Source organism: Belliella baltica DSM 15883, assembly GCF_000265405.1.
In the GTDB taxonomy this organism is placed as follows: Bacteria; Bacteroidota; Bacteroidia; order Cytophagales; family Cyclobacteriaceae; genus Belliella; species Belliella baltica.
The window spans coordinates 3,086,239-3,104,918 of sequence record NC_018010.1 but is presented as its reverse complement, the minus strand read 5'-3'; the positions used below and the strand labels follow the sequence as shown (position 1 = coordinate 3,104,918).

Below are 18,680 nucleotides of genomic sequence, written 5' to 3'. Positions count from 1 at the left end.
TAGGCTGATCAAAAGTGATTCGAAAATGATTTTAAATAGATTTTTTCCAGAAGAATGCTAGACCCATCCCTGAAATGATGTGCCAAATACCCCACCAAGCAGCAATAATAGCCATTCCGCCCAAACCATCAAAATAGGTGAATATTAAGACTAAGCCCAACCCCGAATTTTGAATGCCTGTTTCTATTGTTAAAGTCTTTGTGTCAGCAAGGTTTAGCTTAAAAATTTTTGCTAAGGAAAATCCAGAGAATAAGGCCATAAGATTATGCCCAAAAACCCAAAGAAATATCAATCCAATAAATTTTATAAAAAGACTATAATTTCCTACAAATGCAATACCTACGAAGACTGCAAAAATAAAGATGCTAAGAGGTTTTAAGATTTTGGTTGCACTTTTACTCCAAACAGGAAATCTATTGTTAATTAGAATTCCAAGAATTAGTGGTACTCCAAGAATCAAAGCCACGGTTTGAAAAATATCAATATAATCAAGACTAATAGCGCGCATAAGGTCTGCAGATGGAGCATAGAAACCTGCCCATAAAGCAAAGTTAAATGGAGTCAAAAAAATTGAAAATAAAGTGGAAAATGCAGTTAAACTAACAGAAAGAGCTGCATTACCTTTTGCAAGATGACTGATAAAATTAGAAACATTTCCTCCTGGACAGGCAGCCACCAAGAACATGCCGAGTGCAACTGATGGGGGAGGAGTGATGATCAACACAAACACCCAAGTCAAAAAAGGCAAAAATATAAACTGACTAATTATTCCAGCGATAAAAGATTTTGGATTCTTGGCTATGGCGGTGAAATCTGAGATTTTTAAATCTAAGGCCACTCCAAACATGATGATTGCTAATGAAATATTCAATAACAAGAGGGAGTCCTGATCAAAATTTAATGTACTGCTATCAAGTCGTTCTAGCATGAATGCAATGTATTTGGTTTTGTCTTTATAAGGCTAACTTGATAGGGTAGAAAATTTTGATTAAAACCTAAAGGCAATGCCTGTGGAAATATTAAGCCGATTGATATTTTCGTTATTTCCTTCAAATTGATTTTGAAAATCAAGATTATTTATCCAAGAAAATTGTTGGTCAAAATGATATCTCAATGATACTCCAGCTTCCATTCCAAAATTGAAATTACTATTTGAAAAGGAACTTCCAAATTCATCATTAAATGTCAAAACATTAAAAAATCTACCTCCTTTAATTTTCATATCTAAAACTAGATCTTCCTGAATTTTAACCGAATACATTGGACCAATCATAAATGTTCCAAATGTAGATTTCAAAACTTTTCCAGAGGATCTAGAGACTTGTGATCCACCTTGTAATTTGAAAACAACGCCCCAATTTTCAGTAAAACTATACCCAATATCAAGCAAATTGATATTGAAACCTATCTGACCTTTTGAGATTTCTGGATCAGTTTGAGAAGTTGGTACTCCTTGATTTTGAAAATTATTTACGAGAGCTGTACCAGTATAAAAAGAAGGTCCCAAACTTATTCCAATGAAACCTTTTTTGAATTGAAAAGCTTCTTGGCTAAAGGATTGGAAACTTATTATCAAAACAAATGAAAGCAGTAAACATTTCTTCATTAGAATTTTGGATTATAATTGATAGGAAATTATTAAAGTTTGAAATTTGATACAACAATAGCTGCTTAATGTTAAAAATAAAAGAGTGAACCAAAAATGATTCACTCTTTATACTTATAAAACTTAGATTTTTATAAATATTTATCTACTGTTTTCCTTATATCTCCTGAAGGTCTGTCCGCAGAAGGGTCTATGATTTTTCCTTCTTTGTCAAGAAGTAGAAATCTAGGGATTGCATTTACCATAAAATGTTGCGCCAAATCAGATTTCCAAGCATTTGCTGAAAACCACTGTAATCCATCCATGTTTTTATCTTTAACCATTTTCTCCCATGGCTCTTTACTATCATCTATCGAAACAGTCAGGAAAGATACATCCTTGTCTTTATATTCTTCTTTCATTTTGTCCCAATGTGGATGTTCCGCAATGCAAGGTCCGCACCATGTTGCCCAGATATCTATATAAACAAGATTTCCTCGTAAATCACTTAAGTTAACTTCTTCGCCATTAATGTTGACAAATGAAAAATCAGGAACTTGTTGACCTGGCATGATAGGATCCCATTTCGCTTTTATTTTTTCTAATTTTGCTTGGAGCTCAGGGCTTTGATTTTCGGCAATAAACTTTTCATATGAAGATTTCACGTGAATGGGTCCTCTGTATTCCAAATTAGATTTGATATAATCAAATAAGAACTGATCTTTGACTGTTTGATTTTTTAATAATTTATCCATAGCAAGAAATCTTGCTTTTTCATATCCATCTTCAGATCCTCTAAGTGTTGTATCTTGCTTCATGATTTCAGATACCTCTTCACCAACTCTTCTGTCAATTAGTGCTTTATATGATCCTGATTTGAGGAGATCATCTTTTGTAAGATCTAGAGAGGCTAGCTTTTCCTTTACTTCTTCTTTTGGGAAATCTACAGAATCCTGAGGGATTTTATTAAGGTAAGCGTTATACATAGGGTATTGACTATCAAGTAGTAAAGGTTGATAGTTGATATAGGCTTCTTCTAACTTCACAAAATTCTTATCAATTTCTTCCTGTAATTCTAACTCTTCAAGTCTTGATTTTAATGTGGCAAAAAATTCATCTTTTTTATCAAAATATGCATTTTTCTCCATACCCATCAAGGTCATCATATCGCCCATACCACTTTCTCTAAAAAGCTTATCTCGCTCAAAAAGAAAGGTGTTTTCAGCAAGATGATCACCGTGAAATTTCAAAGATTCATTAAAATCATTTGTGTTTGCTTCGATATAAACACTATCACCTGGACTCAAAAATAAATTAAAACCTTCTCTACCTGCTCTTACATAATAGTTTTCAGTTGACTCAGATTCAAAATCGACTCGAAAGCTTCCATCTTCTTCAACAGAAGCAACAGCTATTTCTTGCTCTAAGTAAATATTGATTTCTTTGGCGTCCGTATTATCAAGTTTACCTGCGATGATAATTTTTGGATCAAACGTTTCTTGCTTTCCACAGCTTAATATAAAAAAAGCTAAGAAAGACCATAAAATTGAAGAATTTTTCATGTTAATGGTTTTTTAATATGGTTAATAAGCGTAAAATTTAGTCATCAAAACTTAAAAATCATAATTAATCCTTGTATTTAACAAATTTTTAAAATACTTCTACTAACACAAAAAAATAGAGTTTTGAGAAAAGTAAATTATGCTAATTCCCTCAAGTCAACTGGTACTACTCGAGACACGCCAGCTTCAATCATGGTAATTCCATAAATGATATCTGTACTTGCCATAGTTCTTTTGTTGTGAGTTACGATAATGAATTGAGATTCCTTTGAGAAAGTTTGAATAATGTTATTGAATTTATCAATGTTTGCATCGTCCAACGGAGCATCTACCTCGTCAAAAATACAGAAAGGAGCAGGTTTTAAGAGATAAATTGCAAAGAGTAGGGAAGTAGCTGTTAACGTTTTCTCACCACCAGAAAGTTGATTAATTGTTAATGGTCGCTTGCCTTTTGGCTTGGCCATGATTTCAATTGGGCTTTCTAAAGGGTTGTCAGGATCTACCAATTTTAAATCACAATCATCTTGCTCAGTAAATAGCGACCTAAAGACTTTTACGAAGTTTTCTTTAATCTTACCAAAAGCATCTAGGAAAGTATCCTTTGCAACTTGATCTATTTCATTTATAGTTTTTAAAAGGGAGTTTTTCGCTTTGATCAAATCCTCTCTCTGTTCCGTTATGAAAGTATGCCTTTCCTTAATTTCATCGTAAGCTTCCATTGCCATAGGATTGATTGGGCCAATTTTCTCCAATCTTTCCTTACATTTTTGTACAGTTTGACGGATTTCAGAGTCGTCTAAGCTGATATAAGCTTCATCTACCTCAGGGTTTTCTTCCATCAAGCTATCCAAATCAATTTCAAATTCTACACTCAAGCGCTCTTTCATGCTGTTGAGTTTGAGTTTGACCTCGTTGAGAGCGTTGAGCAACTCTTGGATGATGTTATCTATTCCTTCTTTGCTTTTTTGTAATTCTCTAATTTGCTTATCAGCTGTATCTATCTCTCCTCGAGAAGCATAATAGTCCTTTTCAGCTTCATTTACTCCTTTTTCAATACTTTCTTTCTCAGTGTACAATTCAATCAATTCATCATCTTTGATTTCATTGTTGTCTAATAAGGACTTTATTTCTTGATCTATTGAACTATGTTCAAGATGTGACTTCTCAATCCTTTCCTTGCTTGCGTCAAAAGCACTTTTCTTGAATTCAATTTCTTGTTCAAGACTGCTGACACGATTTAAGTGCTGATGAAATAGTATGTTTTCTTGATTGAAGGCAGCTGATTTATGAGAAAGACTTTCCGATTCGCTTTGTAATTGTTCAGTTAAGTTTTCTACTTCAGTTTCTAAATATTGAAACTTTGCGTTTTCTTCTTCTAGCTGAGGAATAAGTTGTGAAAGGCTCTCCTGAAGCTCATCGATTCTCTCTATAATATCCTCTCTTTTGTTAGCATTAGAAGAAAGCATCTCGCTGAGTTGCTCTTTTTTTGTCCTTACAGAAACATATTCCTGATTGATTTCATTAATCTCCTGCTGAAGTTGCTCAATTTTACTTTTGTAGCTGACTTCTTTGATTTTGAGCAAGTCACTTATTTTTTTATCTAAATTTGCTCTCGTTGAACTTACTTTTTTATTCAGTTCTTTGATTTCTTTTTCTAATTTTTCAAGATTCTTAGCTCTACCAATTCTTTTCCCTTCAAAAAGACCAACAGAACCTCCGGAGATACTGAATTTCCTTTTTGTGAATTTCCCACTCTCAGTGATAAAAATCGAATTTTGGTCAATTGGAAAGTCGTGATATTCTCCATTTACTATATAGACATCATCCAAAATAAAGCTAATCAGTTTGGAATATTTTTCATCAAATTCAATAATTTCAGTAGCAGCAATCGCATTTGAAAAAAGCTTGTTTTGTGAAGCTTGAAATTTGTCAAAATGCTCCAAAACAAAGAAATTAGCTTTTCCTCGGGCTGCATCACTCAATAAATTTACCGCCATAATGGCTTGATCCTGAGTATCGACTACATAATAGTTCATGTAACCTTCCAAGTAATTTTCAATCGTCACACGATATCTTTCATCTGTAGTCAGGATATCAGAAAGCAGAGGAGTGTCTTTTCCCCAATTGGAGTTTTTCTTTAAAAATTTGATGGCCTCTGGAAAACCTTCTAAATTTTCAACCAAAGATTTGGTAAGATTATATTCATTCTGTTTAGCATCAAGTTTACGGGAGGTTTGAGTTACTTCTTCCCTAATCATTTCAATGACCTTGTTATGCTCTTCTACTTTGAGATTTTGATCTTCTTCTTTAGCCTTAATTTTGCTTAGTTCGGAAGTTTTTTGATCTAATTCTTTTTTGATCAAATGTAATTTATCTTCAAAATCAGCAAGATTTGCTTCTTGACTATTATCGTCTGTGGCTGTTTTTTCTAACTCTTGCTTGAGTGTAGAAAGCTGAATTTGTTTAATTTCTTTATCCTTGGAAATCTGATAGACAATATCTTTTTTGAGAGTAAATTCTTTGCTTATTTCTTTCTGTTTTTCTTGAATCGTAGTTTGAGATGATTTTTGATTATCGTAAGCTTCCCGAAGTTGCTCGACGATGATTTCTTTTTCGGAAAGCATTTTATTAGCACTATCTAATTCTTGCTCAAGAGACCTGATGCTGAACCCTGCACGATCATTTGACTTCCGGTCAGAATCGATTTGTTCTCTGAGTTTTTGTGCCCTATCTTCCAAAAACCTCAGTCTTTCGTTTTTTATTTTCTTATCGGATTCAAACTGTCGTATTTTATTGACATGATCATTGAGTGTTTTCTGTCTGGAAGAAAGTAACTTTTCTTTTTGAATCAAATCTGCTTTACTAAACTCAAGAAAGGCTTCTTTTTCAGCTATTTTAGCATTGACCATGACTTTATTGTCATTCTCTGCCTCAATTTTATTATTCAATTGAATCAAGGCTTCGCTATTATTCGCTACAGATTTTTTAGCTAGATTGATACTAGCTTCCTTATATTCTTGCTTGATTTCAAAATATTTTGCAGTTTGTTTAGCTTGTTTTTCCAAGCTTTTGAGATTTTTTTCAATTTCAAAAAGTACATCTTGTACACGATCTAGATCTCCATCTGTATCTTCAAGTTTGCGAAGCGTTTCTTTTTTTCTTGCTTTGAATTTTGAAATTCCAGCTGCTTCTTCAAAAAGATCTCTCCTTGAATTATTCTTGTCATTGAGCAATTCTTCAATCATTTTCAACTCAATAATTGCATAACTATTGGAGTTGATTCCTGTATCCATAAATAGATTGGTGATGTCCTTCAATCTACAAGCAATGCCATTGAGCAAATATTCACTTTCGCCACTCCTGTAATATCTTCTTGTGATAGTGACGTGTGTATATTCTGTTGGAAGTAAATTTCTTGTATTTTCAAAAGTAAGCGAAACCTCAGCGAGGTTTGTTGGCTTCCTTGTTTTGGTCCCATTAAAAATAACATTCTCCATCTTATCGGAGCGGAGCATTCTTGATTTTTGCTCACCTAGCACCCATCTTATTGCATCTACTACATTGGATTTACCACATCCATTTGGGCCTACGACACCAGTAATGCCTTTGTCAAAATGAATGACCATTCTATCACCAAAACTTTTGAAGCCTTTTATCTCTAGCTTACTTAGTAGCATGCTTTATTCGGATTAATTCTTGAACAAGAAACAAATTTATAACTATATTAGAATCATCAAAAAGAAAAAACGTGGACGCAGGAAATATAATCTACATCATCGCTGTAATCATTTACTTTATTTATACAGCTATCAAGAAGGGTAAAAAGAATGAAGAAGAAAATCTTCCAGATCAAAGGAATGAAGAAGGACCAAATCAACGTCCGCCTAGTTTTGAAGATTTATTAAGAGAAATCAGAGGTGGGCAGCAAGAAAGAGAAAGAGATCTCGAGCAATCAGGCCAAGGAACTGTTATTGAAAACAGAAAACATGTCATTAAGACACCGAAAATAGATCAAGAGAAATATCAAACAAGTTCTGATAAGTTAGAAAAAGATAATTCAAGTTATAGCAAATACAATCAATACTCTGGTTCTGACCCAAATCTATCAACACCCAAATTACAAACTTTGGACGAGCAGGTTAGTATAAGTTCATCTTTAACTGGTCTAGGAGTCAGCGAAACGCGAAGTGGAAAGCGGAAAAAGCCTAAAAGCAATCGTTATCAAAAAATGCTTTCCAATCCTCGATCTGTAAAAGATGCAATTATTTTATCCGAAATTTTGAATAGAAAGCATTTTTAAATTTGTTTAATCTTTTGAAATAAATATTCCACAATATTTTTTGTTAAAGTTACAATCCAAAAGAAACTTTAACATCGTAATTGTGGATATGCAGCAAATAATAACCAACAAAACAGGAAAACTTTCAGATTATAAAATTGATATCCCTAAAGTTGTTTTTTATGAATTGGCAGAAGAACAGACTGTTACCCTTTCAGTAAATCTTAAGAAATAAGCTATGAAACTCAGAATTTTAATGTTTGTGCTTTTTCTTACTCAACCGGCTATGGCTCAGTTGGAAAGAAAATTAGCTTCTGAAACACAGGAAGTAGAATTAATTTTTCATGCACCTAGACACATCAATTTATTGACTGTGGAGCCACTAGATAAGAAAACACTACATTTTGCTATCATGCACACTTTTGGTCCATTGAATGGTGGAATTCAAAATTTATATGGACTAGATAATGGTGCGAACATTCAGTTCAGCTTTGAATATGCTTTGAGTGACAAATTCTCTCTTGCAGCTTCTCGTTCTAGCCGGGACAAATTTTACAATCTTTATGGTCGTTATCATTTATTGACTCAAACTCAAGATAATAAAATACCATTTTCATTGTCTCTGATGGGAGGAGCTGGTGTGAATACTTCGGATTACACTTTTTTACAAGAAGCAAATCCTAATTTTACAAATAGGACGAGCTATGCAGCTCAGATTATGATTGCTAGAAAATTCTCAGATAAAATAAGTTTTCAAATTTCACCAATGATGGCTTATTTTAATGATCCAAATCCTATCTACTTGATAGATGGAGATCAAAATTTATACTTAGCATTGGGTTTGAGTGGTAAGTACAAAATAACAGGAAAATCATCTTTGACATTTCAGTATATTCCAAACCTTAATAGCGATTTGAGAAACAATGTGGGTGTAGGTATAGATATAGAAGCAGGTGGACATGTGTTTCAAATGTATTTTGTGACCTCGCAAGCATTAAATGAACAATATCTATTAGCATCCAATAACGGAAGGATTGGTGAAGAGTTTAGAATAGGTTTTAATGTGAATCGTGTGTTTGCTACTGGAAGAAGAAAAAAATAGATTTTAATTAGTGGGTTTAATTTTAATTAAAGAAGATGTGTTTATCACATCATTTTTTTTGACATATAGTGTCATTTTTTAAAATGTTCATTTCGAAAGTTGTATATTTTGGCTTTAAAAGAGAATTATGGCTGAAGCATCACAAGTAGAACAACAAAAAATCTTAAGGATATTTAAGTTAATCAACTTATTAAGAAGCAATATTGGTAAGCCAGTTCATAAGTTAGCTGAAACTTTGGGAACTGATACGAGGACTATTTACCGTTACTTCAAACTATTGGAAGCACTTGGTTTTGATGTGGTAAAAGAACACTCCAAATTCAAAATCGTCGATAGGATAGAAAATCCAGATGAATACAACTTTGGGACATTCTCGGAAGAAGAAATCAATTTCCTTGCAGGCTTGATCAAGAAACAGCCTAAGAAAAATCTTTTGAAAGACTCCATTCTTCAGAAAATCACTATTCGATCAGATTTTCAACAAAGTATCAACCAGCTTTTTAATGCTAATTTGGGTCGCTTTGTAGATCTTTTGGTAGATGCCATAAAAAACAAACAGCAGGTGATATTGAAAGATTACTATTCACCAAGTAGTGATTCCATTATGGATAGACTTGTAGAACCCGTTTCTTTTAGCAAAAATTTTGACTCTATTCATGCCTTTGAGATAGAAAGTCAAATGATGAAAGTCTTTAAAATTGAGAGAATAGGGGATGTGCAATTGACTATAAACAATTTTGCCTATATAGATAAACATGAACATTTGGAACAAGGATTATTTGGTTTTTCGGGAAAAAACAATTTCCATATTCATTTGAAATTAAGTAAGCGAGCTTATCAGCTTATGATGGAAGAGTACCCTGATGCTAAACCTTATATTCAAACCAAAAACAGAAATCAATATTTCTTCGAAGGCGATATTCCACAACTTCCCGGAATAGGAAGATTTATTCTAGGTTTACCTGGGGAAATTCAAGTGATAGAAGGAGAGGAGCTAAAGGAATATTTGGAAGTACAGATTGGAAAGATGAGGTTTTAGTAATCAGAGACTTTACTGATTTAGATTTTAAGATTTATTATGTTTTTATATTTAGTGGTATGAAGTACTTTTCCAATATGAAAAATCAATACTTACTTTTCTTTTTACTGTTATTTGTTTTTGCCTGTGAATCCAAAAACGAAAAAGGCATTGAGGATGCTAATTTGCAATTAGCAATTATAGATTCCATACGAGTTGATTATTTAGGTAACCTCTTCTTGTTTGATTATAATTCAGATGTTGGATTGTATTTGGGAAGATGGAATTCCAATGATGATTATGTGCTTTTTGATGATTTAGGGACAATCCATAATAAATTTAAAATGCCAACAGAGGGTCCAAATGCGATTAACTGGGCAATGGGAATTGGTTTTTTAGATGGTAAATTCACTATCATGGAACAACAAAAAGGATTGATACAATTCTCAAATGATGGTGAAATTGAAAACCGAATTTCAATTCCCGAAAATTATTACTTTTTTAACGGGCTCAATTTTCCAGCCTACAGAATTGGGAATTCTTATGCTTACAGTCGACCTGAAAGAGAGGAAATCGATTGGGACGATCTTGTTGATTTATTGGAACACAACTATAAAAGTCCACTTATAGAAGTGTTTGATCCGGTTTCGGGGGAAGTTAGAAATACGATGAATTTCCCAAAAAACACGGTTTATGAAAAGGGGCTTTACTTTAATCTAATTCCTCCTACAATAATCAAGTCAAATGATGAATGGATAGTTTTCTTTATAGCCGAGATGAAATATTTTGTCTATCAAGAAAGAGAAGGGGAGATTGAATTTGTCAAAGAGGTAAACCTAAATATTGAAGATGCCATTCCAATGCCCGGTGTTCCAATGAAAGATTATCATGAATGGTACGAACAAAAAGGGAATATTATTTTTGGTAAAGTAGAAAAACTCTATAGAAGAAAAAATGATATAATTGTCATTTACACTAAAGGTGTAGAAGAAGAAATTTCAAGAATCTATAATCCTGAAAATAGAACTGAATGGATGGATTTTATATATAATATTCCTCGATACGCAGCTGTATTTGACAATGAACACCAGTTGGTTCAAAAGGACATCCTTTTACCAAAAGGATTAATATGGTCATCGGTAGTCAATAATGAAGGGGAAATTCTCGCCTTAAAAAATCAAGATTATTTCGAAGTTGAAGAGGATTTTGTGACTTTTTATAAACTAGATCTTGCCTCAAGTAAATGAAGATAATTTAAAGGATCTTTTCTTCGCCAAAAAACATTATTTTATATCTTTTATTTTTATTTATCCTAATCACAAGCCTACTGATCACTAATAACTATAAACCTCAAGTCAATTAGTAAACCCACTATTGACTTGAGGTTAATCTTATTTTATGAATCTATTGATGCTCATCTCTCAGAAGATCATTTACTGTTTTTACAGGATTGAAAGTGATCAATGGAACTTCAACGAACACTGTATTCCAACCTGCCATCGCACCATTCCATAAGCCTGGTAATTCTTGCGCTTTAAGATCTCTACCACCTTTGGATTTTTCTGTTACAAAACCTGTTCGCATATCTCGAAAAGCCAGCAAATCAAATTTTTTGCCTTTGTAGTCTTTTATAGAGCACACCAAATCTACAGGGTTAAAATGGGTAGAAGACTGCATGATTTCTTTTTGTGCTTCATCATCTAGGTTGATTTGTGCTGTTTCTGCAATTTGTAAGGTCAGCGATCCATCATCTTCTTTGACCCAAAAAGGTCCACCTCCAGGTTCCCCCGTATTTTTGACCATCCCACAGATACGAATAGGTCTGTTTAGTTTTTGGAATAAGTATTTCCCTTTCTCTTTTGCCTCAAGACTTTGATAATCTTCTCTCAATTTACCATCAAGATCTTGAGCAATCACTGTTTCAGCAAATTTCAAATCGGCTTCTGAATAACTATTTTCAAGTCTTTCTAAAGCATCGAAAACTTTTTCTTGAATTTCCAACAACAAACCACCAACGGCGATTTTATATTTCTTAGTTTCTTCTTTGAGTCGATCTGGAACTACATTATCTATATTTTTGATAAAAATCAGGTCTCCATCGATTTCATTCAGGTTTTCTAATAATGCTCCATGGCCAGCAGGTCGGAAAAGTATGGACCCATCTTCTTCCAAAAATGGCGTATTGTCCATATTGACTGCAATGGTATCTGTTGACTTTTTCTGTTGAGAATACGTCACTTCAAATTTTACATTGAATTCCTTCTCGAGAGGTCTTTTGATTTTCAGAACTTCTTCTTTGAACTTTGACTCATGCTCTGGTGATACAGTAAAATGTAACCTGACAAAATTATCTTTTCCCACAGCATATTGGATTCCTTCGATAAAATGCTCGTAAGTGGGCGTGCGATCATGATCTTCATAATGATGAAATTTCAGCAATCCCTTAGGCAAAACTCCATAGGCTAATCCATCTTCATTTAATAATCCTCCAACAATTGTTTTATAATCTTTCTTTTCAAGTGCTTCCTTGATGCTGCTGCCATTTTGCTTCAATACATCATCCAAATCTGAATAGAATGCAAAATTGGATAGCTTATCTATGAATTTTTGCGTAAAAGTACTATTGGACAAGTCTCCGTCTCCATCTAAGAAAGCAAAAAGATCCTTGAACATTCTTGAAGCGGCCCCACTCGCAGGAACAAATTTCACCACCTCAATTTGAGCAGCTTTTGCTGGATAGATTTCTTGAAAAGCTTGAATTTCAGCAGCACTTAAAACTTTTATACCATCACCAATTTTAGCAGCGGAAACAATCGGTAAAAATGGAAAACCGTTTTTAAAATTGTGAATTTGTTCTTTTACATTTTTAAGGGACATCCCTTGTTCCACAATCTGTTTTTCTAGTTGAGAATTCATATTCAGGTTTTTAGGTTTTATAATGATCAATATAAAGATTGATTTTGGTATTAGAAAATAATACTAAACTTTACTTTTTGACCAAAACTTTTTTGCGCAATTATATTTATAGAGTCATCGGAGAGTTGGAAAATCCTGGGGTAACCGCCCGTGACTTGTGCGTCCCGCATCAAGACGATCAATTTTCCAGCAGGAGTAAGCTGAACTGTTCCTGGATAGACTGGCGATGTTAGCAATTGATCCAATTGATTGGGAATAAGTTCCTCAAGTTGAATTCCCATGCGATTCGAATTTCGAGAAATTTTAAATGTGGTGAATAAGATTTGGGTTTTTAATCGATCTGGTAATGCTTTCCATTCAGGACCTTTGTAAACGTTAATTTTTTCATTTTCAAACCAAGAGTTTGTTAATTTGGGATGGGACAAGGTATTCACATTCAATTTTTCTTCTGAAAAATAACAAATAGTATCCCCCTTTTGAATTTTTGAAAAAGTACTGATACCTGCAAACCAACTTCTACTATCCATAAAAATTGGGGTTTCTAAACCTCCTTCGATTCCCATATAAAGCCATTGACCACGGATAATTTTGCCAACCACTATTTCATCTTCCGCATTCAAGGAGATGATTTGTCCTAATTGAATGGGATTTCCATTGTGGAAAATCTCGGCCTGAGCTCCAGTAAATACAATTTTAGTTGCCATTTCAAATACCATGGTTGGTCCAGCAATTGCAATTTCCAAAACTGCGGAATCTTCGGTGTTTCTCAATAGCTTGTTTGCGAGGGTATAGGAAAACTGATCCATCGCGCCTGAATATGGAACCCCTAAGTCAGCAAATCCAAATCTACCTTGATCTTGAACTGTGCAATATCCATTTGATTTTATAAAGTGAATATAAGATGGAGTTTTAAGCATTTTCCCAAGAATATTGTCCAAGTGAAACAAGATTTGCAATGTGATCAAATTCAATTTGATCTATTTTATTGAAGATAATTAGATCTCCTTGTTTTGGAATGACGGGATCTTGACTTTTTGAATCAAATAATTTGAGTGGTGTTCGCCCAATTACATGCCATCCACCTGGACTCTCCATAGGATATATCCCAGTTTGATTTCCTCCTATAGCAACAGCCCCATTTTGAATAATTCTATCAGGAATGGGTTTTCTTGGATGTGCAAGCAGAGGGTCTAAACCTCCGAGATACATAAATCCAGGTAGAAATCCATAAAAATGAAGTCTATATGTCTTTCTAATATGTAAATCAATTATATCCATTTCAGAAATATGCTTTTCTTCCGAAAGTTTTTTTAAATCTAAGCCAAAATTACCACCATAGCACACCGGAATTTTCCAAGTATTAGAATAAAAAGACGATTGTGAGAAGTTAAAATTATTTAAGGTTTGCCAAATAATAATCCATTCATCTTCTGAAATACTCTTGTCAAAAAGGATAGATAGTGAATTGAACCCTATTCTAATTTCTAGAATTATATCTGCATGATTTTCCATTAAAAAAGTTTTCCATGATAACTGATCAAACAAAATTTCATCAGAAATTGCTTTAGGCCATTGAATTTCTATCAAATTTGGCAAAACTTGGAAATAGGTTTTCTGCATCTTACTTTATGGAAAAGTTTGAATGAATCATTTGAAGAATTGGCAGTGCAGAAGGGTTATCACCATGGATACACAAAGTTTCTGCCTTTATATCAATTTTTTTTCCTGATATAGTTTTCACTTTCTGATCAAAAATCATAGAATGTATATGCTCTTTTACATCCACAACTTCTGTTAAAAGGGCTTTTGAATGCGACCTGTCAACTAATCTAAGGTCATCCTCGTAGCTTCTGTCTGCAAATACTTCTAATACAGTTTTTATATTAAATTGAGGAGCTAGTTGAAAAATTATTGAATTTGGCGGGGTGTAAAGTGGAATATCTTGAAAGAACTTTTGAATTAACGTTAAGAAAAAAGAAGCAAGTTTTTCATCTTTAGCCAAATCATTGTAAAGTGCGCCATGTGGTTTGATATGATGCATGTCAATATTTTGATCAAAACACACTTTTTCGAAATTGGTAATCTGATCTAATAATGATTCTTCGAGAGTTTTTAAATCTATTTTTAGGCTTTTTCTACCGAAGTTTTCTTTATCGGGGTAGGATGGATGAGCACCAACTTTCACATGATTTTCTTTAGCTAAAAGTATGGCTGATTTTATGGTCTCCAAATCGCCAAAATGTCCTCCACAGGCAATATTGCAACTCCCAAGATAAGGCATTAACATTGAGTCATTAGGCATTCCTTCCCCTAAATCGCAGTTGATATCCAATGTTACCTTTGTTTGCCTCATATATTCAAAGATAAATGGATTCGATAAGATAAAAACTATGTGACATAAATTTAAGATTAGCAACATAGAATTTCTCTATTATTTCAAACAAATAAATCGTGAAACCAAAACCTTGTTTTTTAAAAACATGTAAAACTTGAGATAAAGTCTTAAATCCTTTTGTTTATAAAAAATCTCTTTGGATCATATTTCATAAATCGATAATATTAGAGATAAGAAAATCTAAAATAATGAGCGAGAAGAGAAAGCTAACACTAAAAGACATAGGAAGGGAATTAGGAATCTCAGTTTCCACAGTTTCAAGAGCCTTAAAAGAACACCCAGATATTGCTCAGGAAACAATTAAATTGGTAAAGGATTACGCTGAAACGCACAATTATGTTCCTAATTTATTAGCTGTTAATTTCAGAAAAAATAGAACTTTCAATATTGGACTTATAGTGCCAGAGTTAGTACATCATTTTTTTTCTACGGTCATTAGTGGGGCTATTTTTGAGGCCAATAGGCAAGGTTATAATCTCATGGTTTCTCAATCAAATGATATTCTAAAAGATGAAATTCTAGCTTGTAAAGCCATGCTGAACAGCAGTGTAGATGGTTTATTAATTTCTATTTCGAATGAGACTGACGATGGAGCTCATTTATTGGAATTTTTGAATGAAGGAAAACCTGTTGTTCAATTTGATAAAATCACAGATAAATTACCAACTCCGAAAGTCATTGTAGATGATTTTGATGGTGCATACTCTGCAGTCAAACATTTGATAGATGAAGGATATACCAAAATAGCACATTTAAGAGGTCGGAAAGAGGTTAAAAATTCTTCCGAAAGATGTGATGGTTATCTTAAAGCGATTCAAGATCACAATTTAAAGACTGATCCAAGTTGGGTCAAAGATTGTCTCAAAATTACTGATCAGGAGGGATATGACTTTACCAAAGAGCTTATGGAAAGCGAAAATCCTCCCAATGCAATATTCTGCATTACCGATCTGGTAGCTTTGGGAGCATTAAGGTATTTGAAGGAATTTGGTTATGAAATCCCAAAAGATGTTGGAATAATAGGTTTTAGTAATTGGATGCTATCAAGAGTTTCAACTCCACAATTGAGTACAGTAGAACAACATGGATTTCAAATTGGAATGGATGCGACTAGTTTACTTCTGGAAATGATCAAAAATAATGATGTGGAAAATCTTAAGACTGTTGAGATAAAAACAGAGTTGGTCATTAGGGAATCTTCAGAACTGTCAAAAGTCAAACAAGCCAAATGAATGTGATTGACATTGAAAGAGATATGAATGACCTTTCTTGATATACAAATCTTTGGTGCGAGCGAAAGTGAGATTTTAATATTTCGAAATTTTTCTATTTAGGTTTATTGTACCTAATTTTTTGCTTTTTGTAAATAATATATTCTTTTCTTTTTCAAATGGTTATAAATGTTAACTTTGTTTTAACCCTAGTAATCAGCTTATGGAAACACTCTTTACACTCTCGTTTTTGACGTTAATTTATGGTTTGGCTTTTTTGTCACTAGTTCCTGAAAAATACATTAAAAAGCTCAGCCATGTATTTCATCACAAACAAGTACCAGAGTATCGAAAGTTTTCTTTAGAAGGTTCCATTTTTCTGTGTTTTTTATTTGGATATATGTGTGCTTCAGCGATGACATATTTTTTTATTTGAAAAGAAGTACAAATTTTATCGAGGATTAAGGAGGTTTATGTTGTAAGAAATTCATTTTTCTCTAAATTAGATTTCAAACAAATTCATTTTTTGTGAAAGACGCTAAAATACTTCCATTAGTTCAAGATGAATCATGGCTTAAATCCCATGCAGATGCCGTTTATGAGAGGTTTGTAAGATATCAATCAGCTATTCGAGATATAAATTCACACAGTGGAAGTATCTTAGAATTTGCGAGATCCCATGAGTACTATGGATTTCACTTTGAAAAACTCAGAAATGGATGGGTTTATAGAGAGTGGGCACCTCAAGCTCATAATTTATTTTTGATGGGTGATTTCAATCATTGGAATAAATACAGCCATCCAATGAAAAGAAATTACAGAGGTGATTGGGAGGTTTTTTTACCTTATGAAGAGTATAAAGATTCTTTTGTTCACGGAAGCAAAGTAAAAGTACATGTAGAAGCTGATAATGGTGCTTATGACAGGATTCCAGCTTATATCAGAAAAGTAGATCAGAATCCTGAAAACCATGATTTTGCAGGTCAAATATGGTTTCCCAAAAAAGAGTTTGCTTGGACGGATCAGAAATTTTCATCTAAAAGTCAGAAGAAGTGCCCATTAATTTATGAATGTCACATAGGAATGGCACAAGAAAAGGAGGGGGTTGGTACTTATCTTGAATTCGCTGAAAATATCCTTCCAAGAATAAAAGCTGCAGGATATAATACCATTCAAATGATGGCAATCATGGAGCATCCATATTATGGATCATTTGGATATCATGTTTCTAATTTTTTTGCTCCTACATCTAGGTTTGGTGATCCTGAGGATCTGAAATTTTTAATAAATAAGGCTCATCAATATGGCATTGCAGTGATAATGGATATAGTTCATTCCCATGCTGTCAAAAATATCAATGAAGGGTTGAATGAGTTTGACGGCTCCGAAAATCAATATTTTCATCCTGGACCAAAAGGATATCATGAAGGTTGGGATTCAAAATTATTCGATTATGGTAAATTTGAAGTACAACAATTTCTTCTTTCCAATATTAGGTATTGGATGGAAGAGTTTCATTTTGATGGGTTTAGATTTGATGGTGTTACTTCAGTGATATATTATCATCATGGCCATACAGATTTTGATCATCCTGACAAATATTTCAATGATGGTGTTGATCAAGATGCATTACTTTATCTCCAGCTTGCTAATACCTTAATTCATACTTTTTCTGAAAGTAAAATATCTATTGCAGAAGAAGTAAGTGGAATGCCAGGATTATGCAGAGAATGTGAAGATGGAGGAATTGGTTTTGATTTTAGATTAGCTATGGGAATACCTGACTTTTGGATCAAAACGATGAAGCATAAGCCTGATGAGCATTGGGATATGTTTGAGATGTGGCATGAATTAACGAATCGTCCGAAAAATGAAAGAACAATTGCCTATGCAGAGTCTCATGATCAAGCTTTGGTAGGTGATAAATCTATTGCTTTTTGGTTGATGGATAAGGAAATGTATTTCAATATGGGAATTGATGACAAAAACCTTGTTGTCGATCGAGGGATTGCACTACATAAAATGATCAGGCTAATTACAATTAGTTTGGGAGGTGAAGGTTATCTCAATTTCATTGGAAATGAATTTGGACATCCAGAATGGGTGGATTTCCCAAGAGAAGGAAATAATTGGAGTTATCAATACGCTAGACGTCAATGGTCTTTGGCTGACAATGAATCTTTGAAGTACAAACAACTTGGATTATGGGATAAGGCAATGATTAAACTTATTGATGAATTTAAAGTTCTAAGTGCTTCACATGCTCAACAAATTTATTTAGATGCAGAGAAAAAAATTCTAGCTTATGAAAGAGCTGATCTTATTTTCATATTTAGCTTCAATATATCTGAATCATTTTTTGGTTATGAATTGACATTGCCTAAGGTTGGAGACTATTTAAATATTCTCAATTCTGACGATTCAAAATTCGGTGGTTTTGACAGAATTGATAATAAAATTCATTATTCAACAAATAAAAACGGAGTAATAAAACTTTACTTACCCAATAGGACTTGCATGGTACTTAAAAAGATAGAATAAGTGCTATCTTACTATAAATTGCCTGATCTAGTGTTTAGATATGAGAATTATTCAATAATTCGATCAAATTC

At 33.3% G+C, this 18,680-nt stretch carries 15 protein-coding genes; 7 read left to right on the top strand and 8 right to left on the bottom strand.

Features of this window, described 5'->3' with window-relative positions; all coding sequences use genetic code 11:
• Window positions 1–31: 31 nt before the first annotated feature.
• The 4 genes from BELBA_RS14160 to smc form a co-directional block, all read right to left on the bottom strand.
• Entirely contained in the window at window positions 32–928 is an 897-nt protein-coding gene (locus tag BELBA_RS14160) for a bile acid:sodium symporter family protein (RefSeq protein WP_014773379.1), read from the bottom strand.
• A gap of 60 nt (window positions 929–988) precedes the next feature.
• A complete protein-coding gene (locus tag BELBA_RS14155) occupies window positions 989–1,606 on the bottom strand; it encodes a hypothetical protein (RefSeq protein WP_014773378.1) in 618 nt (205 codons plus the stop codon).
• 131 nt (window positions 1,607–1,737) lie between these two features.
• Window positions 1,738–3,147: a redoxin family protein gene (locus BELBA_RS14150; RefSeq protein ID WP_014773377.1), complete on the bottom strand. Its 1,410-nt coding sequence runs from the start codon at window positions 3,145–3,147 to the stop codon at window positions 1,738–1,740.
• Window positions 3,148–3,284: 137 nt separating this feature from the next.
• Window positions 3,285–6,824, bottom strand: coding sequence for a chromosome segregation protein SMC (gene smc / locus BELBA_RS14145; RefSeq protein ID WP_014773376.1), 3,540 nt, complete (start codon window positions 6,822–6,824; stop codon window positions 3,285–3,287).
• 71 nt (window positions 6,825–6,895) lie between these two features.
• On the opposite strand from smc, the gene BELBA_RS14140 reads away from it, so the two are divergent.
• From BELBA_RS14140 to BELBA_RS14125, 5 genes are all read left to right on the top strand, one after another.
• Window positions 6,896–7,447, top strand: a complete 552-nt coding sequence (locus BELBA_RS14140; protein WP_014773375.1) for a hypothetical protein — start codon at window positions 6,896–6,898, stop codon at window positions 7,445–7,447.
• A gap of 88 nt (window positions 7,448–7,535) precedes the next feature.
• Window positions 7,536–7,661, top strand: coding sequence for a hypothetical protein (locus BELBA_RS20365; protein ID WP_014773374.1), 126 nt, complete (start codon window positions 7,536–7,538; stop codon window positions 7,659–7,661).
• A gap of 3 nt (window positions 7,662–7,664) precedes the next feature.
• A complete protein-coding gene (locus tag BELBA_RS14135) occupies window positions 7,665–8,528 on the top strand; it encodes a DUF5777 family beta-barrel protein (RefSeq protein WP_014773373.1) in 864 nt (287 codons plus the stop codon).
• 127 nt (window positions 8,529–8,655) lie between these two features.
• Window positions 8,656–9,567, top strand: coding sequence for a helix-turn-helix transcriptional regulator (locus BELBA_RS14130; protein WP_014773372.1), 912 nt, complete (start codon window positions 8,656–8,658; stop codon window positions 9,565–9,567).
• Between the two features lie 77 nt (window positions 9,568–9,644).
• Window positions 9,645–10,793 (top strand): hypothetical protein, encoded by a 1,149-nt coding sequence (locus BELBA_RS14125; protein ID WP_014773371.1) that lies wholly within the window; start codon window positions 9,645–9,647, stop codon window positions 10,791–10,793.
• Window positions 10,794–10,950: 157 nt separating this feature from the next.
• Here the strand turns inward: BELBA_RS14125 and BELBA_RS14120 are convergent, their stop codons facing one another.
• From BELBA_RS14120 to pxpA, 4 genes are read right to left on the bottom strand one after another with little or no spacing between them, the layout of a single operon-like run.
• Window positions 10,951–12,462 carry a DUF4301 family protein gene (locus BELBA_RS14120; RefSeq protein WP_014773370.1) on the bottom strand — a complete coding sequence of 504 codons (1,512 nt, stop codon included), beginning with the start codon at window positions 12,460–12,462 and terminating at the stop codon, window positions 10,951–10,953.
• A 50-nt stretch (window positions 12,463–12,512) separates the two neighbouring features.
• Entirely contained in the window at window positions 12,513–13,400 is an 888-nt protein-coding gene (locus tag BELBA_RS14115) for a 5-oxoprolinase subunit C family protein (protein ID WP_245531076.1), read from the bottom strand.
• On the bottom strand, window positions 13,372–14,082 hold the full coding sequence (locus BELBA_RS14110; RefSeq protein WP_014773368.1) for a 5-oxoprolinase subunit B family protein: 711 nt from the start codon (window positions 14,080–14,082) through the stop codon (window positions 13,372–13,374). The genes BELBA_RS14115 and BELBA_RS14110 overlap by 29 nt, the downstream gene beginning before the upstream one ends.
• Window position 14,083: 1 nt before the next feature.
• Window positions 14,084–14,815, bottom strand: coding sequence for a 5-oxoprolinase subunit PxpA (gene pxpA, locus BELBA_RS14105; protein WP_041779389.1), 732 nt, complete (start codon window positions 14,813–14,815; stop codon window positions 14,084–14,086).
• A 230-nt stretch (window positions 14,816–15,045) separates the two neighbouring features.
• Here pxpA and BELBA_RS14100 point away from each other — a divergent pair, with 230 nt between their 5' ends.
• Together BELBA_RS14100 and BELBA_RS14090 are read left to right on the top strand one after the other, a co-directional pair.
• On the top strand, window positions 15,046–16,089 hold the full coding sequence (locus BELBA_RS14100; protein WP_014773366.1) for a LacI family DNA-binding transcriptional regulator: 1,044 nt from the start codon (window positions 15,046–15,048) through the stop codon (window positions 16,087–16,089).
• 507 nt (window positions 16,090–16,596) lie between these two features.
• Window positions 16,597–18,609 (top strand): alpha amylase C-terminal domain-containing protein, encoded by a 2,013-nt coding sequence (locus tag BELBA_RS14090; protein ID WP_014773364.1) that lies wholly within the window; start codon window positions 16,597–16,599, stop codon window positions 18,607–18,609.
• Window positions 18,610–18,680: the final 71 nt, after the last annotated feature.

What these genes read in the sequence shown, in the direction of transcription:
- BELBA_RS14160 (WP_014773379.1), bottom strand. Translation starts at nt 928, where the DNA reads ATGCTAGAACGACTTGATAGCAGTACATTAAATTTTGATCAGGACTCC.
- BELBA_RS14155 (WP_014773378.1), bottom strand. Translation starts at nt 1,606, where the DNA reads ATGAAGAAATGTTTACTGCTTTCATTTGTTTTGATAATAAGTTTCCAA.
- BELBA_RS14150 (WP_014773377.1), bottom strand. Translation starts at nt 3,147, where the DNA reads ATGAAAAATTCTTCAATTTTATGGTCTTTCTTAGCTTTTTTTATATTA.
- smc (WP_014773376.1), bottom strand. Translation starts at nt 6,824, where the DNA reads ATGCTACTAAGTAAGCTAGAGATAAAAGGCTTCAAAAGTTTTGGTGAT.
- BELBA_RS20365 (WP_014773374.1), top strand. Translation starts at nt 7,536, where the DNA reads ATGCAGCAAATAATAACCAACAAAACAGGAAAACTTTCAGATTATAAA.
- BELBA_RS14135 (WP_014773373.1), top strand. Translation starts at nt 7,665, where the DNA reads ATGAAACTCAGAATTTTAATGTTTGTGCTTTTTCTTACTCAACCGGCT.
- BELBA_RS14130 (WP_014773372.1), top strand. Translation starts at nt 8,656, where the DNA reads ATGGCTGAAGCATCACAAGTAGAACAACAAAAAATCTTAAGGATATTT.
- BELBA_RS14125 (WP_014773371.1), top strand. Translation starts at nt 9,645, where the DNA reads ATGAAAAATCAATACTTACTTTTCTTTTTACTGTTATTTGTTTTTGCC.
- BELBA_RS14120 (WP_014773370.1), bottom strand. Translation starts at nt 12,462, where the DNA reads ATGAATTCTCAACTAGAAAAACAGATTGTGGAACAAGGGATGTCCCTT.
- BELBA_RS14110 (WP_014773368.1), bottom strand. Translation starts at nt 14,082, where the DNA reads ATGCAGAAAACCTATTTCCAAGTTTTGCCAAATTTGATAGAAATTCAA.
- pxpA (WP_041779389.1), bottom strand. Translation starts at nt 14,815, where the DNA reads ATGAGGCAAACAAAGGTAACATTGGATATCAACTGCGATTTAGGGGAA.
- BELBA_RS14100 (WP_014773366.1), top strand. Translation starts at nt 15,046, where the DNA reads ATGAGCGAGAAGAGAAAGCTAACACTAAAAGACATAGGAAGGGAATTA.